Source organism: Cupriavidus sp. GW822-FHT06G04 (assembly GCF_058799075.1).
In genome coordinates, this window is sequence record NZ_JBXALD010000007.1 from 14,556 (window position 1) to 39,294 (window position 24,739).

The 24,739-nt window shown below is 60.1% G+C and carries 22 protein-coding genes and 2 tRNA genes; 17 read left to right on the plus strand and 7 right to left on the minus strand.

Annotated features, from left to right (window positions below):
- The first annotated feature begins 119 nt into the window (after positions 1–119).
- From AC1RKI_RS16615 to nagZ, 10 genes are all read left to right on the plus strand, one after another.
- Positions 120–1,607, plus strand: coding sequence for a DegQ family serine endoprotease (locus tag AC1RKI_RS16615; protein WP_492794896.1), 1,488 nt, complete (start codon positions 120–122; stop codon positions 1,605–1,607).
- Between the two features lie 249 nt (positions 1,608–1,856).
- On the plus strand, positions 1,857–3,650 hold the full coding sequence (gene lepA / locus AC1RKI_RS16620; protein WP_492794898.1) for a translation elongation factor 4: 1,794 nt from the start codon (positions 1,857–1,859) through the stop codon (positions 3,648–3,650).
- A gap of 49 nt (positions 3,651–3,699) precedes the next feature.
- A complete protein-coding gene (lepB, locus tag AC1RKI_RS16625; protein ID WP_061957902.1) occupies positions 3,700–4,599 on the plus strand; it encodes a signal peptidase I in 900 nt (299 codons plus the stop codon).
- A gap of 55 nt (positions 4,600–4,654) precedes the next feature.
- Positions 4,655–5,047 carry a DUF4845 domain-containing protein gene (locus tag AC1RKI_RS16630; RefSeq protein ID WP_492794901.1) on the plus strand — a complete coding sequence of 131 codons (393 nt, stop codon included), beginning with the start codon at positions 4,655–4,657 and terminating at the stop codon, positions 5,045–5,047.
- Positions 5,048–5,051: 4 nt separating this feature from the next.
- Complete coding sequence (rnc, locus tag AC1RKI_RS16635; protein ID WP_061957904.1) at positions 5,052–5,822, plus strand: ribonuclease III; 771 nt, start codon at positions 5,052–5,054, stop codon at positions 5,820–5,822.
- Entirely contained in the window at positions 5,819–6,757 is a 939-nt protein-coding gene (era, locus tag AC1RKI_RS16640) for a GTPase Era (protein ID WP_061957905.1), read from the plus strand. Before rnc ends, era begins: the two co-directional genes overlap by 4 nt.
- Positions 6,758–6,762: 5 nt before the next feature.
- Positions 6,763–7,647, plus strand: a complete 885-nt coding sequence (recO, locus tag AC1RKI_RS16645; protein WP_061957919.1) for a DNA repair protein RecO — start codon at positions 6,763–6,765, stop codon at positions 7,645–7,647.
- A gap of 27 nt (positions 7,648–7,674) precedes the next feature.
- Positions 7,675–8,457, plus strand: coding sequence for a pyridoxine 5'-phosphate synthase (gene pdxJ, locus AC1RKI_RS16650; RefSeq protein WP_492794904.1), 783 nt, complete (start codon positions 7,675–7,677; stop codon positions 8,455–8,457).
- Positions 8,454–8,891, plus strand: coding sequence for a holo-ACP synthase (gene acpS / locus AC1RKI_RS16655; protein WP_492794906.1), 438 nt, complete (start codon positions 8,454–8,456; stop codon positions 8,889–8,891). Before pdxJ ends, acpS begins: the two co-directional genes overlap by 4 nt.
- Positions 8,888–9,937, plus strand: coding sequence for a beta-N-acetylhexosaminidase (gene nagZ, locus AC1RKI_RS16660; RefSeq protein ID WP_061957908.1), 1,050 nt, complete (start codon positions 8,888–8,890; stop codon positions 9,935–9,937). The genes acpS and nagZ overlap by 4 nt, the downstream gene beginning before the upstream one ends.
- Before the next feature lie 59 nt (positions 9,938–9,996).
- On the opposite strand, the gene efp is transcribed toward nagZ, so the two are convergent.
- On the minus strand, positions 9,997–10,557 hold the full coding sequence (efp, locus tag AC1RKI_RS16665; protein WP_061957909.1) for an elongation factor P: 561 nt from the start codon (positions 10,555–10,557) through the stop codon (positions 9,997–9,999).
- Positions 10,558–10,681: 124 nt separating this feature from the next.
- Positions 10,682–11,833, minus strand: a complete 1,152-nt coding sequence (gene earP, locus AC1RKI_RS16670; RefSeq protein WP_492794908.1) for an elongation factor P maturation arginine rhamnosyltransferase EarP — start codon at positions 11,831–11,833, stop codon at positions 10,682–10,684.
- Positions 11,834–11,941: 108 nt separating this feature from the next.
- Between earP and uvrC the strand changes: the two genes are divergently transcribed.
- The 5 genes from uvrC (at position 11,942) to AC1RKI_RS16695 (ending at position 17,407) form a co-directional block, all read left to right on the plus strand.
- A complete protein-coding gene (gene uvrC / locus AC1RKI_RS16675; protein WP_492794910.1) occupies positions 11,942–14,086 on the plus strand; it encodes an excinuclease ABC subunit UvrC in 2,145 nt (714 codons plus the stop codon).
- Positions 14,087–14,221: 135 nt separating this feature from the next.
- The gene (gene pgsA / locus AC1RKI_RS16680) at positions 14,222–14,821 is read left to right on the plus strand and encodes a CDP-diacylglycerol--glycerol-3-phosphate 3-phosphatidyltransferase (protein ID WP_061957912.1); all 600 of its coding nucleotides are present in this window, start codon (positions 14,222–14,224) and stop codon (positions 14,819–14,821) included.
- A 180-nt stretch (positions 14,822–15,001) separates the two neighbouring features.
- Positions 15,002–15,077: transfer RNA gene (locus AC1RKI_RS16685), tRNA-Gly, on the plus strand.
- An 84-nt stretch (positions 15,078–15,161) separates the two neighbouring features.
- A tRNA-Gly gene (locus AC1RKI_RS16690) sits at positions 15,162–15,237 on the plus strand.
- A 226-nt stretch (positions 15,238–15,463) separates the two neighbouring features.
- Positions 15,464–17,407 (plus strand): tyrosine-type recombinase/integrase, encoded by a 1,944-nt coding sequence (locus AC1RKI_RS16695; protein WP_009876631.1) that lies wholly within the window; start codon positions 15,464–15,466, stop codon positions 17,405–17,407.
- Positions 17,408–17,444: 37 nt separating this feature from the next.
- Here the strand turns inward: AC1RKI_RS16695 and AC1RKI_RS16700 are convergent, their stop codons facing one another.
- Positions 17,445–18,413: a Dyp-type peroxidase gene (locus AC1RKI_RS16700; RefSeq protein WP_020924940.1), complete on the minus strand. Its 969-nt coding sequence runs from the start codon at positions 18,411–18,413 to the stop codon at positions 17,445–17,447.
- Positions 18,414–18,531: 118 nt separating this feature from the next.
- Positions 18,532–19,347 carry a substrate-binding domain-containing protein gene (locus tag AC1RKI_RS16705; protein WP_017514781.1) on the minus strand — a complete coding sequence of 272 codons (816 nt, stop codon included), beginning with the start codon at positions 19,345–19,347 and terminating at the stop codon, positions 18,532–18,534.
- On the opposite strand from AC1RKI_RS16705, the gene AC1RKI_RS16710 reads away from it, so the two are divergent.
- Positions 19,305–19,598: a helix-turn-helix domain-containing protein gene (locus AC1RKI_RS16710; protein WP_009459591.1), complete on the plus strand. Its 294-nt coding sequence runs from the start codon at positions 19,305–19,307 to the stop codon at positions 19,596–19,598. The two genes, AC1RKI_RS16705 and AC1RKI_RS16710, sit on opposite strands and share 43 nt — an antisense overlap.
- 22 nt (positions 19,599–19,620) lie before the next feature.
- Here AC1RKI_RS16710 and AC1RKI_RS16715 read toward each other — a convergent pair whose 3' ends face one another.
- The 3 genes from AC1RKI_RS16715 to AC1RKI_RS16725 form a co-directional block, all read right to left on the minus strand.
- Positions 19,621–20,511, minus strand: coding sequence for a LysR family transcriptional regulator (locus AC1RKI_RS16715; RefSeq protein ID WP_023103878.1), 891 nt, complete (start codon positions 20,509–20,511; stop codon positions 19,621–19,623).
- Positions 20,512–20,994: 483 nt separating this feature from the next.
- A complete protein-coding gene (locus AC1RKI_RS16720; RefSeq protein ID WP_020924942.1) occupies positions 20,995–22,161 on the minus strand; it encodes a glutathione-independent formaldehyde dehydrogenase in 1,167 nt (388 codons plus the stop codon).
- A gap of 514 nt (positions 22,162–22,675) precedes the next feature.
- The gene (locus AC1RKI_RS16725; protein ID WP_079456380.1) at positions 22,676–23,617 is read right to left on the minus strand and encodes a LysR family transcriptional regulator; all 942 of its coding nucleotides are present in this window, start codon (positions 23,615–23,617) and stop codon (positions 22,676–22,678) included.
- Between the two features lie 484 nt (positions 23,618–24,101).
- On the opposite strand from AC1RKI_RS16725, the gene AC1RKI_RS16730 reads away from it, so the two are divergent.
- Positions 24,102–24,533 (plus strand): DUF488 domain-containing protein, encoded by a 432-nt coding sequence (locus tag AC1RKI_RS16730; RefSeq protein WP_023835768.1) that lies wholly within the window; start codon positions 24,102–24,104, stop codon positions 24,531–24,533.
- Positions 24,534–24,739 lie beyond the last annotated feature (206 nt).

Below are 24,739 nucleotides of genomic sequence, written 5' to 3' on the forward strand. Positions count from 1 at the left end.
CGGGTGTGACGGCGGGGATGTCGAGTCCCGCGCCGGCCACTGGACATGACGCTTCGCAAGCCGCGTCCCGCCCGCCGCGAAGCATTCGTTTTTCGCAGATTTCTCCCGGGAGTTCGTTGATGATTTCCAGATCTCCAGCCCTGGCGCGTGCCATGGTCATGGTTGCCATGCTTGTGCTCGGCCCGGCCGTTTCCGAACTGGGCCATGCCCAGGCGGCTGCCGCCAACTACAACTTGCCCGATTTCACCGATCTGGTCGAAAAGGCAAGTCCCGCAGTGGTCAATATTCGAACCACTGAACGTATTCGCTCGCGTGGCAACTCGCCTGAAGATGACGAGATGGCGGAATTCTTCCGTCGCTTCTTCGGCGTGCCGATGCCGGGCATGCCCACGCCGCCGCGGCGCGGTCAGCCGCAACAGCCGCCGCAGGGCGAGGAGCAAAGCCGCGGCGTCGGTTCGGGGTTCATCATCAGCCAGGATGGCTATGTCATGACCAATGCGCATGTGGTGGCGGACGCCGAGACCATCTATGTGACGTTACCGGACAAGCGTGAATTCAAGGCCAAGCTGATCGGCTCGGACAAGCGCACCGATGTGGCGCTACTGAAGATCGAAGCGACTGGCCTGCCGCGTCTGGCGCTCGGAGATTCGGACAAGATCCGTCCCGGCGAGTGGGTGCTGGCGATCGGCTCGCCGTTCGGGCTGGACAACAGTGTGACGGCGGGCATTGTCTCGGCCAAGGGCCGCGACACCGGCGATTATCTGCCGTTCATCCAGACTGATGTGGCCGTGAATCCGGGCAACTCTGGCGGTCCGCTGATCAACCTGCGCGGCGAGGTGATCGGCATCAACTCGCAGATCTATAGTCGCAGCGGCGGTTACATGGGGATTTCGTTCGCGATTCCCATTGACGAGGCGATGCGCGTCTCCGAGCAACTGAAGGCCAGCGGCAAGGTGACACGCGGCCGGATCGCCGTGGCGATTGGTGACGTGACCAAGGAAGTCGCTGACTCGCTCGGACTTGGCCGTGCGCGCGGCGCACTGGTGGGCAGCGTCGAACCGGGCGGGCCGGCCGAAAAGGCGGGCATCGAGGCGGGCGACATCATCCTGAAGTACAACGGCCGCGATATCGAAAAGGCTTCAGATCTGCCGCGGATGGTGGGCGATACCAAGCCCGGCACCCGTGTGCCGCTGCAGGTCTGGCGCAAGGGCCAGACGCGCGAAGTGCCCATTACCGTGACCGAACTCGAGCCGGATGGCGCCAAGACGGCGGCACGCAAGGGCGAGCGCCGCGGCAATGGCAACGAAGAGCAGCAGCAGGCGACAAAACCGAACGCGCTGGGTCTGATCGTCAACGATCTTTCGGAAGCGCGCCTGCGCGAGCTGAAGGTCAAGTCCGGCGTCGAAGTGGATACTGCCGATGGTCCCGCCGCTCGCGCCGGTATTCGACCGGGCGACATCATTCTTCGTATTGGCGATACCGACATAACCGGTGCGCGGCAGTTCAACGAGTTGGTAAAGAGCCTGGACAAGAGCAAGATGGCGGCGGTGTTCGTCCGGCGTGGCGACGCCACGCAGGTTCTGACCTTGCGCCCTCAGACGCGCTGACGTCGCATTCTGCAAATTAGTCGTCCATCGATCGCGCCGGACCTCCTCCGGCGCGATTGTTTTTGAGCGGGTGCGTCACCCGCCATCCTGGCGAGTCGCCTCGGGCGCCGCCTGACAACATTCGCACGCCGGAAGTCCTTGAAAATCCGGTAAAATCGCGGATTGGCGCAAGTTATGCGCCCCACCTTTTTTGCCGCTCCCGCGCCATCCTGGTTCGCTGGGCAGCGTCGGCGTCTCCCAGAACACTAGATGGACCATATCCGTAATTTCTCGATCATTGCCCACATCGACCATGGCAAATCCACCCTGGCCGACCGGATCATTCAGCGCTGCGGCGGGCTGTCCGATCGGGAGATGGAAGCGCAGGTGCTCGATTCGATGGACATTGAGAAAGAGCGCGGCATCACCATCAAGGCACAGACGGCTGCGCTGAGCTACAAGGCGCGCGACGGCGAAATCTACAATCTGAACCTGATCGACACACCGGGACACGTGGACTTCAGCTACGAAGTCAGCCGTTCCCTGTCGGCGTGCGAAGGTGCGTTGCTGGTCGTGGATGCGTCGCAGGGGGTTGAAGCCCAGACCGTTGCCAACTGCTACACCGCGATTGAACTCGGCGTGGAAGTGGTGCCGGTGCTCAACAAGATCGATTTGCCGCAGGCCGACCCCGATAACGCAAAGCAGGAAATCGAAGACGTCATCGGGATTGACGCGAGCGATGCGACACCGTGCTCGGCAAAGACCGGGCAGGGTGTGGAAGATGTCATCGAAGCGTTGATCGCCAAGGTGCCGCCGCCCAAGGGCGATGCTACGGCGCCGTTGCAGGCGCTGATTATCGACTCGTGGTTTGACAACTACGTGGGCGTGGTGATGCTCGTGCGCGTGGTCAACGGCACGCTTCGCACCAAGGACAAGATCCTGCTGATGGCGACCGGCGCCCAGCACCTGGTGGAACAGGTCGGCGTGTTTTCGCCCAAGTCTGTCCAGCGCGATGCGCTGACGGCCGGGCAAGTTGGCTTCGTGATCGCAGGCATCAAGGAACTGAAGGCCGCAAAGGTCGGCGATACGATCACCACGATCGCGCGTCGTGCAGAAGAACCGCTTCCGGGCTTCAAGGAAGTCAAGCCGCAGGTGTTTGCCGGCTTGTATCCGGTGGAATCGAATCAATACGAAGCACTGCGCGAGTCGCTGGAAAAGCTGCGCCTGAACGATGCTTCGCTGCAGTTCGAGCCGGAGGTTTCACAGGCGCTCGGCTTTGGTTTCCGTTGCGGTTTCCTGGGTCTTCTGCATATGGAAATCGTGCAGGAGCGTCTGGAGCGCGAGTTCGACATGGACTTGATCACGACGGCGCCGACCGTGGTCTATCAGGTCCAGCTGCGCGATGGCTCCATGGTGACGGTGGAGAATCCGGCCAAGATGCCCGATCCCAGCAAGATCGAGGCGATCCTTGAGCCGATCGTCACCGTGAACCTGTATATGCCGCAGGATTATGTGGGTTCCGTGATCACTCTGTGCACGCAGAAGCGGGGCTCGCAAATCAATATGAGCTATCACGGCAAGCAGGTGCAACTGACCTACGAGATCCCGATGGCGGAAATCGTCATGGATTTCTTTGACCGCCTGAAATCCGTCTCGCGCGGCTACGCGTCGATGGATTACGAGTTCAAGCAGTATCGTCCGTCCGATGTGGTCAAGGTCGATATTCTGATCAACAGCGACAAGGTGGATGCGCTGTCGGTGATCGTGCACCGATCCAATTCCCAATACCGCGGTCGCGAGGTGGCTGCCAAGATGCGCGAGATCATTCCGCGTCAGATGTATGACGTGGCCATCCAGGCGGCAATCGGTTCAAACATCATCGCGCGTGAAAACGTCAAGGCGCTGCGCAAGAACGTGCTGGCAAAATGCTACGGCGGCGATATCTCGCGCAAGAAGAAGCTGCTGGAAAAGCAGAAGGCCGGCAAGAAGCGCATGAAACAGGTAGGCACCGTGGAGATCCCACAGGAAGCCTTCCTGGCGATCCTGCAGGTGGACGACAAATAAGCGCGCAGTTCCGGCGATACCAACAATTCGACATCCTTCGATAGCCGTTATGAATTTTGCACTGATCCTTTTTGTGCTGGTGGTCATTACGGGCATTGCCTGGGTCGCAGACAAGCTCGTGTTCGAACGTCAGAGGCGTGGCGTTGCGCGCCTGGCGCTAGCCGAGTTCGATGCGCAGCGCCAGAATCTCGCGAACGTGCAGGGCGGCGCCGAACTGGATCGTTCCCGTGCCAAGCTGGCCGAAGAAAAACTGCGGCAACCGTGGTGGCTGGAATATTCGGCCAGCTTCTTCCCCGTGATCCTGGCAGTGTTTGTGCTGCGCTCGTTCGTGGTCGAACCGTTCAAGATTCCATCCGGCTCGATGATACCGACGCTGTTGATTGGCGATTTCATTCTCGTGAACAAATACGAGTACGGGATTCGCTTGCCGGTGCTGAACAAGAAGGTCATCGACGTTGGCGATCCCCAGCGTGGCGACGTCATGGTGTTTCGTTACCCGAAAGACGAATCGCTCGATTACATCAAGCGCGTGATCGGGGTGCCTGGCGATGTGGTGCGCTACGAAAACAAAAAGCTGACGATCAATGGCAAGCCGGCGGAGTACAGCGCGCTGCCCGATTATCTTGACGAAGAGCGCCTGGCATATTCGAAGCATTTCACCGAGACGCTGCCAGGCGGTCCGGAACATGGCATCCTGAACGATGTCGAGCGTCCCGCTTTTGTGGCAGGCGCGGATCCCGATTTTCCATTCCGCGAGAACTGCACTTACAATCAGCAGGGCGTGACATGTAAAGTGCCGGAGGGTCACTATTTCGTCATGGGTGATAACCGTGACAACAGCCTGGATTCCCGATATTGGGGCTTCGTGCCAGCCGGAAACATTGTTGGCAAGGCGTTCCTGATCTGGATGAACCTGGGCAATTTCGGGCGCGTGGGGTCGTTCAAATAAAAATCCGGCGACACTGCGCGGCGCAAAACACTCATTAAAAGAGGGCAGGCGCAATATGGGTCAGCAGTTTTTGGGAAGCAGGGGAAAAGCCCGGGTCTATGTGTCTAAAAGTGCACATGGCTTTTCCTTGTGGTCATTTTTGGTAGTCATTGCCATTGTGTTGGCGGTGGTGTTGCCGGGGCTGAAATCGTTGCCCAGCATGCTCGAGTATTTTTCTGTCAAACGTGCGGTGACGTATGCGCGCGACAGTTCGAGCAACCGCAAGGAAATCGCCGCCAATTTCGACAAGCAGGCCCAGATCGACAATATTCACTCGATCAAGGGCGAAGACCTGGATGTGATGGAAGACGAGTCCGGACGGATTCGAGCCATCGGATTCGAATATCGGACCGAAGTCCAGATCTATGGTCCGTTAAGTTTTTTGATTACCTATACGGGAACGCAGTAAAGACATGACCCTCGACGCCTTGCAGCAACGTCTCGGCTACCGATTCAGCAAGCCCGAATTGCTGCAGCAGGCGCTCACGCATCGCAGTCATAGCGCGCAGCACAATGAGCGTCTGGAATTCCTGGGCGATTCGGTTCTGAATTGCGCGGTGGCGGACATGCTGTACGGCATGTTCGGAAAGCTGGACGAGGGCGATCTGTCGCGCGTGCGGGCCAATCTGGTCAAGCAGCAGGCGCTCTACGAGATCGCCCAGATGCTGCAGCTTTCCGATTCGTTGCGGCTCGGCGAGGGCGAACTCAAGAGCGGCGGATTCCGTCGCCCGTCCATACTGGCCGACGCGCTCGAGGCGATCGTGGGTGCGGTCTTTCTCGACAGCGGATTCGATGCCGCCCGTGGATTGATCCGCAAGCTGTATATCCCGATTCTGGAGCAGGTGGACCCGCGCACCCTCGGCAAGGACGCCAAGACGTTACTCCAGGAGTATCTGCAGGGCCACAAGATCGCCCTGCCTCAATACAACGTGGTTGCCACGCACGGGGCGGCGCACAGCCAGCAATTTGAAGTCGAGTGCATCGTGCCTAAACTGGAAGTACGCGTGTTTGGCACGGGCGCGTCGCGGCGCGCTGCCGAGCAGGCAGCCGCCAAGCTCGCATTGGAAGAAGTTCAGAAGCTCGTGCCGCAACTGCTCAAGCGCAGTCGCGCCGAACGCACCGGCAAGACGCGCAAGCAGCCGGTGCCACCAGATCCCCAGTTGTCTCTCAGGTTGAAGGAATGACCCAATCTCTCCCACCGCAGCAGGAAGCGGCGGAACCCTCCGGTGTCACGGATTTCCGATGTGGCACCGTGGCTATTGTCGGTCGTCCGAATGTCGGCAAGTCCACGCTGATGAACGCGCTGGTCGGCCAGAAGATCAGCATTACGTCACGCAAGGCGCAAACCACGCGGCACCGGATCGTTGGCATTCAGACTACCGATGATGCGCAATTCGTGTTCGCCGATACGCCCGGATTCCAGACCCGCCATGCCAGCGCCTTGAACCGCTCGCTGAATCGCGCGGTGACATCGACGCTTTCGTCGGTCGATGTGGTGCTGTTTGTCGTCGAGGCCGGCTACTTCGGCGCCGACGACGAGAAGGTGCTCGCGTTGCTGCCGAAGAACACGCCGGTGCTGCTGGTGTGCAACAAGCTCGACCGCATCGGCGAAGGTCGCTCCGAAGTGATGATGCCGTTCCTGGAGCAGATGGGGCAGCGCTTCCCGTTCACGGAAGTGGTGCCGATGTCGGCCAAGACGCACGATCATATCCAGCGGCTGCTGGCGATCATTCGGCCGTATCTGCCCGAGGGCGAGCCGATGTACGACGTCGACGCGATGACCGATCGCAGCGAACGCTTCCTCGCCTCGGAAATCATTCGCGAGAAGGTCTTCCGCTGGACGGGCGACGAGCTGCCTTATACCAGCACCGTGGTGATCGACAAATTCGAAACGGAAGGGCGCCTGCGTCGTATCTTTGCCACCATCCTCGTCGAGCGCGACGCGCACAAGGCGATGATCATCGGCAACAAGGGCAGCAAGCTCAAGCAGATCTCCACCGAAGCACGGCTCGATATGGAAAAGCTGTTCGACGGCAAGGTCTACCTGGAAATGTGGATCAAAGTCAAAAGCGGCTGGGCCGATAACGAGGCCGGACTGCGCGCGTACGGCTACGAGTGAGCAAGATGCCTGACGTGCGCCGCGCTGCCGCGCCGCGTGCGCGCAGCGTCGATCCAATTGCCGAGGAAGCGGCTGAAGTGCTGGGATCGGGTTCGGTGTCGACGCTCAATCCAGCGGTTGCCGCCGGGCGCGAGATGATGGACCGCGCCATGCGGATCGTGCCTGCGCGGTCCGAACTGCGCGTCACGAACGAGACCGGATTTGTCCTGCACGCCTATCCGTATCGCGAAACCAGTCTGATTCTGGATGTGTTCACGCGGGACCACGGCCGCATGGCGATGGTCGCAAAGGGGGCCAAGCGTCCCCATTCGGCGCTACGCGCGGTGTTGCAGCATTTCCACCCGATTTCCCTGTCATGGACCGGCCGCGGCGAGGTCAAGACGCTGACCAAGGCTGAGTACGTTGGAGGCATGCTGCCATTGGCGGGCGACGCGTTGCTGTCCGGCTTTTATTTGAACGAGCTGATCTTGCGCTTCTGTCCGCGTGAAGACGCGCATCCGGCACTGTTCAAGCACTACATGATCACGCTTACGCGCCTGGCGCACGGCGAGGCGGCCAGTCTCGCATTGCGCAGCTTCGAGCGCGTGCTGCTGCAGGAAACCGGATTCGCCGTGGCCTTCGACCAGTGCGCCAACACCGGCGAGCGCGTGCAGCCGGGGCGCGATTACGTATATCAGCCCGAGCGGGGCGTGCGCAGCGCCCAGGGCAGCGATCCGTCCAGTTGGCCGGTCGTGTCGGGTCAGACCTTGCTGGACATGGCGCAGGACGACTACGCACGCGCCCAGACCGTCTCGCAAAGTCGTGCCCTGATGCGGTTTCTGCTGCATTATTATCTGCAGGGCGAGCCGCTGAAAACGCGGCAGATCCTGATGGATCTGCAATACCTTTGATTCCCGAAATCCTTTGAGTAAGTCGGCATGATCTTCCACGCGAATCCCGGGGTCATCGACCTTGGCGTCAATATCGATCACGTTGCCACGCTGCGCAATGCGCGCGGCACGGTTTATCCGGATCCGATCCAGGCCGCACTCCAGGCAGAGGAAGCGGGCGCCGACCTGATTACGCTGCACCTGCGCGAAGACCGCCGCCATATTCGCGATGCCGATGTACATGCATTGCGGCCGAAACTGGCGACGCGCATGAATCTCGAATGCGCCATCACGTCCGAAATGCTCGACATCGCCTGCCGCATCAAGCCGCAGGACGTTTGTCTGGTTCCAGAAAAGCGCGCCGAGGTGACGACCGAGGGCGGCCTCGATGTGGTCGGCCATTTCGAACAGGTCAGCGCCGCCTGCCGCCAGCTGGCGGACGCCGGTATCCGCGTGTCGCTGTTCATTGATGCCGATGCCGAGCAAATTGCCGCCGCCGCGGCGTGCAAAGCGCCGGTCATCGAGATCCACACCGGTCGCTATGCCGATGCGCGAGACGCGCAAGAGCAGGATGCCGAATTCCAGCGGGTTGCCGAAGGTGTCGATGCGGGCCAGAAACATGGCCTGATCGTGAATGCCGGTCATGGCCTCCACTACACCAACGTGCAGCGCATTGCCGCGCTTCCGGGCATCAAGGAACTGAACATCGGCCACGCAATCGTCGCCCATGCGGTATTTGCCGGTTGGCAAAATGCGGTGCGCGAGATGAAGGCCATCATGGTTGCGGCGCGTCTTGGCACGCGCTATCCAGTCCCTGGGCAATCGGCGTGATTTACGGCGTCGGTACCGACATCATCCAGATAGATCGCGTGCAGGGCGTGATGGATCGCACGCGCGGACGCTTCGCCGAAAAGGTGCTGGGCCCGCGCGAGCTCAAGATTTACCACGCGCGCAAGGCTCGCTCGGAAAAGCGGGGGCTGGCATTCCTGGCGACGCGATTCGCGGCAAAGGAAGCCTTTTCCAAGGCGATCGGCCTGGGCATGCGCTGGCCGATGACATGGCGCGCGATGGAGCTACTGAACTTGCCCTCCGGCGAGCCCACCCCGCAGTGCACAGGTGAACTGGCGGACTGGGTGAGGGAACGCGGACTCACCATTCGCGTCAGTGTCAGTGATGAACATGAATACGCGGTTGCCTTCGCCATCGCGGAGCGGATCGGCGCTGCCGGTCTGCCATCTGAACCTGTTTCAACCGAATCGATATGAACAAGAAAGTGTCGGGCAAGCGCCCGGGCCCCGTGGTGCTCGATGTTGTCGGCAAGCAGCTCAACGCTGAAGACGAGCGCCGTATCGCGCATCCGCTGACCGGCGGCGTGATTCTGTTTGCGCGCAATTTCGAATCGCGAGCCCAGCTGACCGCACTGACGCGTGCGATTCGCGAAGTGCGAGACGACGTGCTGATCTGCATCGACCACGAGGGTGGCCGCGTGCAGCGTGCGAAGACCGATGGATTTACGCATCTGCCGGCGATGGCGCGGCTGGGCGGGTTATGGGACCGTGACGTGCTGCTGGCCACCAAGGCGGCGATTGCCTGCGGCTATGTGCTGGCGGCCGAGCTGCGTGCGTGCGATATCGATCTGAGCTTCACGCCGGTGCTGGATCTGGACTTCGGGCGCAGCGCCGTTATCGGCGATCGCGCCTTTCATGCCGATCCGCGCGTGGTGACGATGCTCGCCAATCATTTGACGCACGGCCTGCTGCTGGCTGGCATGGCCAATTGCGGCAAGCATTTCCCGGGACACGGCTACGTCGAGGCAGACTCCCATGTGGCGATCCCGGTCGACGAGCGCACGCTCGACGAAATCCTGGCGCATGACGCTCGCCCGTATGACTGGATGGGGCAGGCGCTGGCATCGGTGATGCCGGCGCACGTCATCTACCCGAAGGTCGACCCGAATCCGGCAGGCTTTTCGCGCTTCTGGCTGCAGGACATCCTGCGTGCGCAACTCGGGTTTGAAGGCGTGATTTTCAGCGACGATCTGAGCATGGAAGGCGCCAGCGTGGCGGGAACCGTGACGCAGGCGGCGCATAGCGCGTTGAGTGCTGGCTGCGATATGGTGCTGATCTGCAATCATCCGGATCGGGCGGACCAGTTGCTGAGCGAACTCGATGTGTCGATCGACAAGACCTCGCAGCGCCGCATCCGCAAGCTGTTTGGCCGCAAGAAGCCGCTCGACTGGAACAAGCTGCAGCAGGAAGGCGAGTACCGCGCCGCCCAGCGCCTGCTGAAGGAACTCGAACTGATTGCGTGAATGAAGGGCAAAACAAAGGGCAGCCGAAGCTGCCCTTGTTATCGCGATCGCCCTAAAGCTTAGTTGGCGCGGCTGCGGTATTCGCCGGTGCGCGTGTCGATTTCGATCTTGTCGCCGATGTTGCAGAACAGCGGTACTTGCAGTTCGAAACCGGTGTTGATCTTGGCGCCCTTGAGGACCTTGCCCGACGACGTGTCGCCCTTGACGGCCGGCTCGGTGTAGACGATTTCACGCACCAGCGTGGTCGGCATATCTACCGAGATGGCCTTGTCGTTGTAGAACACCACTTCCACAGCCATGCCGTCTTCGAGGTAGTTCAGCGCGTCGCCCATGCTGTCCTTCTCGACTTCGTACTGGTTGTAGTCGGCGTCCATGAACACGTACATCGGGTCGGCGAAGTACGAATAGGTGCACTCGCGGCGCTCCAGCACAACCACCTCGAACTTGTCGTCGGCCTTGAAGACGGATTCGCCCGGGGCGTCCGTCAGCAGGTTCTTGTACTTCATCTTGACGACAGCTGCGTTACGGCCCGACTTGTTGTACTCGGCCTTTTGCACCACCATCGGGTCGGAACCGATCATGAACACGTTGCCGACGCGGAGTTCCTGTGCGATTTTCATCTGAAATGTCTTCCTGAAAAAAAGATCCGGGATCTGTGTATGCCCGGGAATCGGTATGGCGAAGGCGCGCTGCCGGCAGCAGGTTCTTGGGCCATGAAACTTGGCTCGCCATCAAATCAACCGGCTATTTTACCTGATTTTCGCTGAAGGCCACGAGATTCGCCGCGAGGTCGCCCAAGTGCTGCAATTGCCGCTGCCAGCGGTCCATTCCTGCGTTCAGCGCTGGCAATTGTGCCTGCAGCGACGCCCAGTCGGGCGTCGCGCCGTAGCCATTCCAGGCGTGCGAAAACGCCGTCAGTGCGGCGGATGCTTCGGGCGAAACACCGGCGCGGCCAAAACGCTGCAGCCACGCGTCCAGCTTGACGTGATGTGCGTTGTCATCCTGTGGGTAGATCTGCCAGATCATCGGCCGCGCGGCCCAGTGGGCGCGCACGCAGGAATCCTCGCCCCGCACGAAATTGACATCGCACGCCCACAGCAACTCGTCGTAGTGTTCCTGGCGCACAAACGGAATGCCGTGCACGACGAGGTTCGCGCGGTGATGCGTCGACCCGGGCGCGAGCGACGCGCCAAGCCATTGCTCGATCTGCGTGGCAGCCGGGCCCTGGGGCACGAAGCATTCGATCCGCGTCGAACCATCGCGCCATTGCTCCAGCAGCGCTGTCATGACCGGATTGGTATAGGCAAACAAGCTCACCTTCAGTGAGTCGCGCATCGGTTGGACGCCAAGGCGATGCCACAGCGTGGCGTGCGCGGCCGCGCTATCACGGAACGCGTCGCGGGAAGCGCCAATCATCGACTCCCTGAGCAGACCCCCCGTGCCGTGGGCGAATCCCGGGAAGAAGAAGTATTTGACCAGCGGCAGCCTCGGATGCGGCGAGTTCATGCCGTGATGCTCCGCGACCCAGTCTTCCGCGCTCATATATTCAAGATTGATCCAGACCGGCTTGCGTGGCGCGGCGGCCATCGCCGCGAGAAACGGCTCGGGCAGATGGCACGCAAATGCCTCGATCACAACGTCATGCGGAACCGGGGCGTCAAAGGGGGCGCCCCCTTGTGGATCCCAGGCGTGCACCTCGACGCCGCCGAGCCGTTGCGACGGGCGTGTCACGTCGATCTCGGGCGCAAGCCGGGCAAAACTACCAAGATCGTCGACCCACAGACGTACCGCATGGCCGTGCTCTTGCGCCAGCTGGCGCGCCAGTCGCCAGCAAACGCCGATATCGCCGAAGTTGTCGATGACAGTACAGAAAATGTCCCAGGAGCGGATTGGCATGGCGTGGAGGAAGGTCCGCTTTCAGAAAGGTCTCACGGACGAATTGCTCTAAACTTGCGATTCTAGGCTTTGCCATGTCTGGCGTGCCACATTTGTCCAGTTGACTCCATGCCCGTGCAGGAACCCGCCCCTCCGATCGATCCCGTATCTGGTCCAACCTCGCCCGAGCCGCTCCCACATCCGCCAGCGACTGCCGATTTGCCGGAGCGTGCCGATATGGCGGCCGCCGATACGGAACCTTCCGATGCGCCGGAGTTCGATCCGCGGCCGATTCTCGCGCGCATGCCGGGGTTGCCCGGGGTCTACCGGTATATCGACGCCCAGGGTCAGGTGCTCTACGTCGGCAAGGCGCGCGACTTGAAGAAGCGGGTGTCGAGCTATTTCAACAAGACGCAGTTGTCGCCGCGTATCGCGATGATGGTGGGCAAGATCGCCAGCATCGAAACGACGGTGGTGCGTACCGAGGCCGAAGCGCTGCTGCTTGAGAACAATCTCATCAAGGCGCTGGCGCCGCGCTACAACATCCTGTTTCGCGACGACAAGTCCTATCCGTTTCTCAAACTGACAGGGCACAAATTTCCGCGCATGGCGTATTACCGCGGCGCCACCGATCGCAAGCACCAGTATTTCGGGCCATTCCCCAGTGCACACGCCGTGCGCGAGTCCATGCAGATCCTGCAGAAGGTGTTCCAGTTGCGGACATGCGAGGACACGGTCTTCAACAATCGTACGCGCCCGTGCCTGCTGCATCAGATCCATCGCTGTACGGCGCCGTGCGTCAACGCGATCAGTCAGGAAGATTACGCGCGCGATGTCGGTAACGCCGCGCGGTTCCTGCAAGGCCGCGAGAGCGAAGTGCTCGAAGGTTTGCAGGGCAAGATGGAAAACCACGCGATGCAGTTGCAGTTCGAGCAAGCCGCTGCGGTGCGCGATCAGATTGCCGCGCTGTCGACGGTCCTGAAGCGGCAAGCCGTAGAAGAAGTGGGGCAGGCGCGCGATATCGACATCCTCGCCGTCGCAGTTCAGGGCGGCCGCGCGTGCGTGAACCTCGCCATGGTTCGCGGCGGCCGGCATCTCGGCGACAAGGCCTATTTTCCGGAGCATGCCGACGAGGCCGCGATGATTGTCGAGGAGAGCGACGACGCCGGTGACGAAGCGGCCGGATCGCTGGCGGACGCGGATCCCGTGCCTGCGGCGGAGCCGTCCGGCGGCGACGCGGGCAGCGCGGTGGAGAGCGTGGCGCTATCGGTGGACCGTATCGCGGCGCGCGTGCTGTCCGCCTTCATGATTCAGCACTACCTTGACCAGGCTGCGCCGCCAATCATCGTCGTCAGCCATCTGCCCGCCGATGGCGCCGTGGTCGAGGCGCTGTCGATGCAGGCGGGGCGCAAGGTGGCACTGGTTCGCCAGCCGCAGGGACAGCGCAAGGTGTGGCTCGAAATGGCGACCCAGGGCGCGAATCTGGCGCTCGCGCGCCGGCTGGCCGAGCAGGGCAGCCAGGAGGCTCGAACCCGGGCGCTAGCCGAAACCATCGGTCTGGACATGGAAGACCTGGCGATGCTGCGCATCGAGTGCTTCGATATCAGCCACACGGCTGGCGAGGCCACGCAGGCGTCGTGCGTCGTATTCCATCACCATGAGATGCAGAACGGCGAATACCGCCGCTTCAATATCAACGACATCACACCCGGCGACGACTACGCGGCAATGCGTCAGGTCTTGACGCGTCGCTATCAGAAGCTGGTGGAGCAGATCCAGGAGGACGGCGGCGATCCCAACGGAGAAGGGGCTGGCGACGGCGTGCCGCGCATGCCGCGCGTGGTGCTGATCGACGGCGGCAAGGGGCAGGTCGAGGTGGCGCGACAGGTGTTCGAGGAACTTGGTCTCGATATCGGATTGCTGGTGGGGGTGGCGAAGGGCGAGGGCCGCAAGGTCGGGCTGGAAACGCTGATCTTCGCCGATGGCCGCCCGTCGCTGGAACTGGGGCAGGGCAGCGCTGCGTTGATGCTGGTGGCGCAGATCCGCGACGAAGCGCACAGATTCGCCATCACCGGCATGCGCGCGAAGCGGGCCAAAGCGCGCAACACGTCCCGGCTGGAAGAGATCGAGGGTATCGGCGCGCGTCGACGCCAGAAGCTGCTGACGCGATTCGGCGGCCTGCGCGGCGTGATGGCCGCCAGCATCGACGAACTGGCTAGTGTGGAAGGCATCTCGCGCACGCTGGCGGAAGAGATCTACCGCCAGCTGCACTGATGCGCCCGCCGCATGTTCCGTGCGGCTTTCGCCCTGAAAATTACGGGTTCAAGCAGAAATCGGCGACAATCGCGCCATTCGTCTTGCGACGTCACTGCGGACCGGCCAGATTCTCGGCACAAAATCGTACTGCCCATGCCACTGAACATTCCCATCCTGCTGACCTGGCTTCGTGTGGCCATGATCCCGCTTGTCGTGGGAGTCTATTACCTGCCCGAGGCATGGTTGCCAATGCATACCAAGAACGTGACGGCGGCATCGTTCTTCATTATCGCGGCCGTCACCGACTGGCTGGATGGCTTCCTGGCCCGCCGCTGGAACCAGACTTCGTCGTTCGGCGCGTTTCTGGATCCCGTGGCGGACAAGCTGATGGTCACCGCGGCGCTGTTGTCGCTGCTGGCGCTGGGGCGTGTCGCCGACCTGATCGCCCTGGTCATTATCGGCCGCGAGATCACGATTTCGGCGCTGCGCGAATGGATGGCTCAGATCGGTGCGTCCAAGAGCGTCGCCGTGAATTTCCTCGGCAAGCTCAAGACCACGGTGCAGATGATTGCGATCCCGCTGCTGCTGTTCAACGACACGCTTTTCGGCATCGACGCTTCGGTGCTGGGCGGCTGGATGATCTATCTCGCGGCGGTGCTCACGCTGTGGTCGATGTTCTATTACATGAAGCTGGCCTGGCCGCAGATTCGCGAGCGCAGCGATGCGCTAGGCGAAGCGCGGGCACAAAAATGAATCTTGCTGCAAAAAGTTGTTGACGAGCCGGTTCGTCCTTTGCAATAATCTCGTTCTCGCTGCTGACGGCGAAATCGAAAGCAGCAAGATAAGTAGCACTTAGCGTGAATTGCCAGCATAAAGCTGCGTAGTTAAAAGAAGTTGCGCGATAGTCTGCTTTTCGGTAAGATGCAGGGCCCTGCGGGAGTAGCTCAGTTGGTAGAGCGCAACCTTGCCAAGGTTGAGGTCGCGAGTTCGAGACTCGTCTCCCGCTCCAGGACACAAGCATCCGGTGATCTGGCAGCGTATCGGCTGGATCGGCGGAATGGCAGTCAGACTGCCACGGTAATAAAAGTTGTACGCGGGAGTAGCTCAGTTGGTAGAGCGCAACCTTGCCAAGGTTGAGGTCGCGAGTTCGAGACTCGTCTCCCGCTCCAAATTTTGATCCACAGACTTCTACTGGGGTCTGTAGGTCATTGAAAAAAGGAGCTTCGGCTCCTTTTTTCATTCCAGCGAGTGCCACGGAAATCCACCCACAGCTACCGTTTTTGAGTGACCAAATAAGGCACAAGAATACGGGTGGGTCGGCTACCGGATAGTTGCTGGGGCTGAGCGGGGACCATGACGAGCATAGGGCCTAAGTCATTACTTAGGAGTCTCGAAATGGCGCTCTCTGATCTGACCGTCCGGCAGGCGAAGACCACCGGAAAACGCTACACCCTCTCCGACAACGACTGCCTGGGCCTGATGGTCTCAGCCGCAGGCGGCAAGTCATGGCAATTCCGCTACTACTGGCTGGGCAAGCAAAAGCGCCTGTGCCTGGGCGGCTATCCTGCTCTCAGCCTGCGCGAGGCCCGGATCGAGCGAGACAAGGCCCAGGCCCTGCTCGCCAGGGGGATCGATCCTCAGGTCGAGCGCGACCAGAAACGGCACGCGGCCAAGCTGGCGGGCGAATACACCTTCAAGACCGTCTTCGATGCCTGGGTCGAGCATCGCCGCAAGGAACTCAAGGAAGGCCGTCAAAGCACGCTGTCGCAGATCCTGCGCATCTTCAACAAGGACGTGTTGCCCACCCTGGGAAGAATGTCGATCTACGACATTCGCCGCCCCCAACTCCTGGGCGTCTTGGCGGCGATCGAGAAACGCAAGGCGTTCACCACCGCCGAGAAGGTCCGCACCTGGTTCAACCAGTTGTTCCGCTATGCCCTGGTCATTGCCGAGGGGTTGGAAGTCAACCCGGCCGCCGACCTGGACGTGGTGGCAGAGCCCAAGCCCCCCGTAGCCCACAATCCCTACCTGCACCTGCCCGAGATGCCCGAGTTCCTCCAGAAGCTCCGGCTCTACAACCCCCGTGGCTGGCAGACCCAGCTTGGCGTCCGGCTGCTGTTCCTGACCGGGGTGCGCACCGGCGAACTGCGATTGGCCGAACCCGAACAGTTCGACCTCGACAGGGGCTTGTGGATCATCCCACCGCAGATCGTCAAGCAGCTCCAGGATGAAATGCGCAAGGCAGGGAAGCGGCCGCAGGATGTGCCCCCCTATATCGTGCCGCTATCCCTGCAGGCCATCGAGATCGTGCGCTATCTCCTGGGGGTGATGCGGCCGGCGCAGAAGTACTTGCTGTCACACCGCAGCGAACTCAAGAAGCGCATCAGCGAGAACACCCTCAACAAGGCCGTGCAGCTCATGGGCTATGAGGGGCGCCTGACCGGCCACGGCATCCGCGGCACTATCTCGACGGCGCTCAACGAGATTGGCTACCCGAAGATTTGGGTGGACGCGCAGCTTTCCCATTCCGACCCCAACAAGGTGAGTTCGTCCTACAACCACGCCAAGTACGTTGAGCCGCGCCGTCGGATGATGCAGGACTGGGCCGATCGGCTCGACCTGCTCGAACAGGGCGAAGTGGAAGCCGCGAGCGCGCATCTGACCATCCGTATCGACGGGGTGCCGGCGATGGCAGAAGTGGAGGAAGCGGTGGATGCGACCCTCGCGATGGCCGAGCCCACTCCTCCCGGCGTCCCGCCCGTCGTGGCCACGCCTATTGTCGTAACCCCGAGCAACGGCGGCATCACGTTCCAGCGGCTGTCTCAGGTACCGCCGCCTCCGACGCATGCCCCAGAGCCGGAAGTGTCCGCGATCCAGCGCGAGCGCGAGGAAATGCTGACCATCTACGAGTCTCCAAGCAGCTTGCCGGTCCCGCTGTTCGGCAAGCTGGCCGGAAAGTCCAAGGACCAGATCAACCGCGAACTGAAAGCGGGCAAGTTGCTGTCCATCAGTTTGGGCAATCGGGGGCAGCGTGTTCCCGATTGGCAACTGGTGCCGCTCAAGCACAAGCTGGCCCAGGTGCTCATGAACCAGTGCCCGCACGCGGATTCGTGGGATCTGTACCGCATGCTGACCCAGCCGCACCCTGACCTGGGGGACCGCGCGGCCATTGATGCGGTCACGCCGACCAACGTGCCGGCGATCATCCAGGTCATCATGGGCGACTACCAGCACTATGCGGATATGCCCGAGGCCATTGCCCCGTACCCCATCCCCGAGGATGTGCGGCAAAGCGTTCGTCGGCTGGTGGATAGCGCAGTAGTTCTAGACGGAGCATAGGGCTCTCAAACCTTGCAGGGGCCTTGCGGCCCCTGCATTACGCTTGCACCGCCTCCACGAGTTCGCTCAGCGTGCGCGGTGCGGGAGCGAAGAACACGGCGCCGGTGTGCGCCGTCGAGAAATCGAGCAGGCGGTCGTGCATGCCTGGCGGATCGCCGAGGAACATGCGCTCCAGCATCTTCTGCGTCACCCACAGATGCCTGGAGTAGCCGATGAAGTAGGTGCCATATTCGCCCTGGCCGGGGCGGCCGAAGGGCATGTTGTCGCGCAGGATGTCGTGCTCGGTGCCGTCGTCGTCCACGATCGTGGCGAGGGTCTTGTGCGATTTCTGGCCGCTCGTCGCGTCGGGCAATTCGACATTGCTGACGATCTCCCGGCCGATGATCCGCTCTTGCTCGTCCTTGGCGAGCCGAGCCCACGGCTGCATTTGGTGCAGATACTTCTGCACCACCAAGTAGCTGCCGCCGGCGAACGCCTGATCTTCACTGCCGACCAGCGTCGAGGCGCCGATGTCGTGCCCGGTCGGGTTGGCCGTGCCATCGACAAAGCCAAGCAGGTCGCGGGAGTCGAAGTAGCGAAAACCGACCACCTCGTCGGCCACCGTCACGCTGCTGCCCAGTTGGTCCAGCAGCAGGCGCTCGAATTCAAAACAGAGGTCCTCGCGTTCGGCACGGATGTGAAAGAACAGGTCGCCGGGCGTGGCAGGCGCGGTGTGCTTGGCACCCTCGATGGGCACGAAGGGCCGTAGTTCCTTCGGGCGCTTCCCGGTCTGGAAACGGTCCCATAGCGCCGATCCCAGTGCAGTGATGCACGACAGCCGGCCGTTGAGATCGCGGAAGCCCACCGTTTTGATCAGGTCGTCCAGCCCGTCCAAGACGCCGGCGACCGCCTGAAGGGCCTCGTGGCCCTCGGCGACTGTCAACGTGAGAAACACCGCCGCGCGCGACAGCGGCGCATCGATGCTTTGCGAGTCAATTGGTACTCGATCCCAACCACTTCCAACCATTCGTGCCTCCAAAGACCATGTTAATTCATCATATTGCCAGAGATGGAAGCGCTATCACTGGCGCGCTAACAGGCGCGTGCCGCTGCAATTACCCGCACGCAGCCTCGGCGAGAGCGGGCTATGGGGTATTCGAGCAAGCCGCCCTGTCCCTGGCAACCAACATTGCCCTGTGCTCGAACCGCTCAGAAACAACATTGGCTCGTCCGTGGGGCCGCTGCAGATATGTCACGATCTCGTAGGGGCCGTCTGAAAGCGGTCGCATAGTGATCCCCCACGCATGGGCACGCTCAATGCGCGATTGCGCGGAGAGCCCCACTCCGTAGCCAGCGGTCACCCAAAGCGCCATCATCTCGAACGAAGTCACGTGCTGAATGCTCTGCTGGCTCAACGGAAGAAAGGACAGTCGCTGATCCAGCAGTAGGCAAGCCTCCGCCGGCCAGCGAAACACCGGATAGTCCAGAAGCTCGGCAAGCGTGATCTTCGCCTGGGCAACTAAGGGGGACCCCAGCGGCACTGCAACAGCCACGTTCTCCACCCAGAGCGGTTGGCTTTTCACGGCCGGAGCACCAGCGTTCCGAAGCGTCATTCCAGCGTCGTAGCGGCCTTCCTCAAGGCCCGTCAACAGATCATCGGCTGAGGTCTCAAAGAACGTGATGGTGACTTCTGGTTCCTCCGCGCGCTGTAGGGCAAGAAGCGTTGTGAGGCAAGAGGATGGCACTCCGGGCGCGATAGCAAGCCTGAAATGGGAAAACTGGCTGGTGGCGTCATGCATGAGGGCCCCCAATAAGCGATCTGTCCAGAAAGGCAAACCAGCGTTGCAGGAAAGAGTGAAGTTTAACGTCGTTATCTTTAACGTGGTTAATTGTGGCAGATTGTTTGACGCTTCTGCTAATGCAGAAATCAACAATTCAGCCAGGCCGTCCTTCTGGCACATCGACGTATGAATCCGAGTCGGCGTTAGCCTTCGGACAGGCCGTGCGCGCTGCGCGCGTCGCTCAAGGAGTCGCGCAAGACGAGTTCGCATCTCGGGCAAGCATTTCGCGTTCTCACATGGGTAAGATCGAGCGTGGTGAGCACGTGCCCACGCTTCCGCTCATACTGAAAATTTCTACGGCACTTGGAATAAGCGCGGCTGACCTGATGACGGCGACCGAACGCAATCTGCGTGCCGACACTGATCCCTGAGTGTCTAGCCTGCCAGGCTCCGTCAACCGTCCGAAGAGTCGCGAAGGCGAACGATAAATCGCTCCACCGAAGCCGATAAATTGCCGCCGTCGGGCCGAAGCAGGTAGGTGGTGATCACGGCAGAATCCATCGCCAAGGGGCGGATCACCACATCCGGCCGTTGGGAGATGGGAATCTTGGTCGCCGTCATGAAGCCGATGCCGTAGCCGGCGCCGACCAACGTGAGCATCATGTCCAGCGAGGACACTTCCTCGACAACATTCAGCTTGTGCTCCAACGTGTTGAGCAGCCGCTTGAGTTCGCGGCAATAGCCCTCGCATACCTGCGGGTCGCACAGGACAAGTGGATGGCCTTGAAGTTCTTGAAGTGGCACCTCCTTGTAGGTGAGCAATGAGTGACGAGCTGGCACCGCAATCACCAGCGGGTCGTGCCAGATTGGTTCGGCAGCGATACCGTCGCCGACATCGCCCGTGTGCGCGAACCCGATCATGAAGTCGCCCGAACGCAAGCCACGCACTTGCTCTGCCAGAGGCACTTCTGACAAGCGTATTTCGATCTCCGGCTCCTCGGCGCGGCAACGAGCCAGAAATGCCGACAGCCGTGGATCGATAGCCCCATCTGATACAGCGATGCGCAGGCTACCGCGCAAGCCCGATGCCACAGCCTTGGCATTTTCACGAGCCTGTTCCAGCACTGTGAATAGACGGCGAACATCTTGCAAGAAGACCGCGCCCGCCGCCGTTAGAACTGTTCCTCGTCGGTTTCGGTCGAAGAGCACTACGCCCAACTCGTCCTCAAGTTCCTTGATGGCTCGTGATAGCGGTGGTTGTTCGATATGCAGGCGCTCAGCCGCCCGCGTGAAATGTAGCTCCTCAGCAAGAACTACGAAGCAGCGAAGATGGCGCAGCTCCATAGGCCACCCTCCCGTTCCGACTTATCCAACACTGTGCTATCTCCCTATAGAAGTGACTGCCATTCTGGCGGCGGCGAGTTCGGCCACATCATTGGAAACTTCTGGCTGAATGAGCCAGGGCTGGGTTGACCGTGCGATGGCCCGAGGCAGGCACAACACCAGGCGAGCCTGTCAAGTCCGTGGGGTGATAAGGATCAGACGAAGGCTATCTCCAGCCACGCACGTCAATGGATGCCGTGCATCGTCCCCGTCTGACCCTTGGCCGATTGCGAACCAAGCGCTTGAACACGCTTGCGGTTGATCATCACCTGCGGATTGCTGAGGCTCTGCTCCTGGTCCGAGCCAAGGCAAGTACCCTGGGGCAGACGGCAAATGCCGGCGAAAATATTCGCCGGCTCCAGTTGCTGCCCGGAGACTGGCGGGACCAGAATGCCTCTCACCAGAAAGTGTGAGACATCCTGATGCTTAGCCCGCGCCGGATGCTTAATGCCGCACTGAACCATGCGGGTCGATGACGTACTTGTATGCAGAACCCGCGTCGAACTCTTTGTACGCGGCGGGCGCGTCTTCGAGCTTGATGAACTTAGTGTTCATCATCGGCGAAAGGTAAGGCATGCGATCGTTCAGTATCGCCCGCATTAACGCGTGGTTGTAGTTGGCCGTCGGAGATTGACCAGCCGACATTCGCGGCGACTTGATCCAGGCGTTGGACCATTCCAGATCCATATGGCCTTTCTTGGCTTTCGGGTCTTTCGAGATCGGGTTTGCGCAGTACACACCGACCGTACTGGTCATTCCGCCGAAGCGGACATATTTGAGCATTGCGTTGGTAACAGCGCTCTCCACGATCTTGTCAGCCTCCGCGCCAAACCCGCGGCAGTCCACACCAACATAGTCGATGACGCGATCCACCTCCCTGTGCCCGGTAATGCGTTCGAGATGCTCCTCGATCGGCACGCCGTCGGAAAGGTTGATGGTTTCCACGCCGTGTGGCTTGAGAAGGTCCAGCCGCTCTTGAATGTAATCGGCAACGATGATGGCGCCTGCACCCAGAAGTCTGGCGCAGGCGGCACCCGCTCTGCCGACCGGCCCGGCACCGAAGATCAGGATGTTTTCGCCGACGACGTAGGCCGGCGCGGCTGGCCAGTCTGGGCCAGCGAACCCATGGAAAGCTGTGGGTAATACGTCAGAGAGAAGGGTCAGGTCGCGGATTTTTTCCATGGCGGCATCCTTGTCAGGGAAGCGAAGGAGATTGAAATCCGCATACGGTACGAAGAGATAATCACCTTGCCCCCCCGTCCAGCCACCGAGGTTGAACCCGTAGGCTCCGCAGTCGATTTCGGGGTTGGTGTTCTCGCATACATCGGAGCGCATATGCTTGCAGTTGTAGCAACGCCCACACCCCACATTGAAGGGAACGGAAACGATGTCGCCCTTCTTCACGACTTCGACGTCTGATCCCACTTCGATCACTTCGCCGGTCATTTCATGGCCCATGGTCATTCCCTTGGGAACAGCAAACGAACCGCGATAAATGTGAAGGTCGCTGCCACAGATATTTGTGGTAACTATTTTGAGGATAGCGCCATGGGGTGCGCTTTTCCCTTGAGGGGTTATCAGCTCTGGAAATTTGAAGGTGTTGACCTTCATTTCCAAGGGCTTCTCGAAAGTCACGATTCGGTTACCGGTCGGAGTCATTTCGTCACCTCTGTGCGTTAATGTTTCCATCTTCTAAATCGAAGTGGGAAACGAAATTTACCGCTGTCAAGAAGAACGATCGTGGTATTGCCTAGCCGTTGGTCGCGTCTCCTTCTGCGGTCTTGACAGCATCGGATCAAGCTCAGAAGTGGTCAAACTGGAATAATCTATGTGCAGATAGGCACGATCTATCTACGCGGGATCGTCGAGCCGTGCTCGTCTCCTAGCCGGGAGAGGGCAACGATCATCGCTACATCGCGCCTCCTAGCTTGATCTAGGAACAGTCAGCTCGACCCAGCGAGACATGAGGAGGCCGCATGCAGCAGGTACTCCTGCCCCCCGAGTTGCCCCTGGACCTAGTGGCCTTCGATGGGTTGCTCAGCACGTGGCGCCTGTTAGCGGCGCACACGGCATGCCTGCAATCTTCGCCTGGTTGAAGCAATACAGAGTTGCTCTTCAAGACTCGCTATTTCAGGGGGCTTTGAGATGAGTCTGCTTTGGGCTGGAACCGACGATGGATCGATATAACGGATTGAAGAGTGGCGGCGAGTTCGGGGGTGTGCACCATTTCGAGCAATGCACGCGATGACGGTGCCTCGAACGCATTTTTCCCAGCAACGAATCCGACATTTGAGTGCGACATTGGTCCATTGATTGCGATTGCGTGGAGATTTGGAATGTGCGCGAGTTGGCCGGCGAGAGATTGCGGAAGAACTGCCGAATATTTTCCTGTCGCCACGTGTGCCGATAGCACGTCAATTGAATCAGTGCGAATAGTCTGCGCGGTACATTGCATCAGCCTATCTTGAATGGGTTCAGGTACTGCCGAGTTCAGCACGCAGAGTTGTCTATTGAGAACATGGTCCCACGTTGTGCTTCGGGGTTGCTGTGTTCTCGCGGCGTGAAAAAGGAAAATGCGTTCACGGTACAGAAGGTGAGTATCGAAGTCTTCCCCTGGGATATCCTCCAAATGCATGAGTGCGATATCCAAATTGTTTTCTCGAATCGCCTGTAGCAGGGAAGAAGCGCCGGAAACCAGAACTGATTGTTGAAGTAAGGGTGTTTTTTCAGCAAGGGCGATGCTTAATGTGGGCGCTACACCGGCAGTTCCTGGGAGTATCCCTAGCCGGAATTGCCCCTCTATACCTCGCCGTAGTGCGGAGAGTTCTCGCTCCAGCCCTTTGCAGTCGTCATACATCTGCTGAGCCCAAGACAGTACGCGCATCCCTTCAGAAGTGAGGCCGTCATAGCGTCGGCCATGACGCACGATCTCGACACCCATGTCTTCCTCCAATTGCTTAATGCCCGCGGAGAGTGTCGGCTGAGAAACATTGCAGCTTTTGGTCGCGTTGCCAAAATGGCCTTCACGGTGCAAAGCAAGCAAGTATTCAAAGTTTCTTACGATCATATATTTTCTTCTGATAAAGTTGATTGGATTTTATACTTTCACGAAAAACCCTGCGCACGCTTCGATCCGCGTCCAACCTTGGGCACGTAGCTGGCACGCATGAAAGGCTGCCGCGCGCAGTGTCCATACAGTAGGTTCGACTCGTCATCGACGGTCAGCACCACAACGCACGGGACAGCCAATAGCGCGAACACAGGTGCTTTGCGCTGTGGGCGAGTCGTCCTCATGTAGCTTAGCAGTTGGCGCGTTCTGGAAGGGAGTAAGCGTGAGTGGTGAGGCACGCAACCGCAAAAGGCGGTGCTAAGCTCTTGAGCTGTTCGGGTCGTGGCCGTTGAAGCGGCGAGAGAATGGAGCCTGCCATGGCCGTTGTGGCGCAGCTAGTACACCATGCCCCCAGCGTTTCCTTAGCTGCGATTGACGGGCATGCCTGGCGGTAGCTCAATAACAGCCATTTATGGATGAAGGAACGAGGGGAATAAGGCAGATGAAGATATTCACGATTGGATTCACTAAGACCTCCGCGCGGTCCTTCTTCACCAAGTTAAGTGCTTCTGGTGCCAAGCGCCTTGTCGATGTTCGCCTGAATAATGTTTCGCAATTGGCCGGATTCGCTAAACGCGAGGATCTTCGATATTTTTCCGAGGCGTTGTGTGGGATGGAATATGAACATCTACCAGCACTTGCTCCAACCAAAGACATGTTCGAGGAATATAAAATAAAAGGGGGAGATTGGGATATCTACGCCAGTAAATTTCTGGATTTAATGTCGTCCCGAAAGATTGAGTCAATCGATAAAGAAAAGATTGATAACAGTTGCCTGCTTTGCAGCGAAGACAAGCCCCATCACTGCCATCGGAGGCTAGTGGCCGAGTACCTTGCAGGCAAATGGCCGAATGTTGAGATCGTGCATCTTTAGAGGGGCGACGTAGCTCCCAATGTCATCAACTTAAGCCCCCAGCCCTGGCCGGGGCAAGAAATCCCGGGGCTTGGACGCGCGGTTGCAGCAGTGCCTTCACTGGTTTTGCTCCCCAGTTCAGCGCATGTGCGACCCAGACGCCAGCTTAATGGATGCCGGTTCGCCTCGGCGGGCGGGATTTCTCGTTTTCCGGGCGAGCGCGTGCC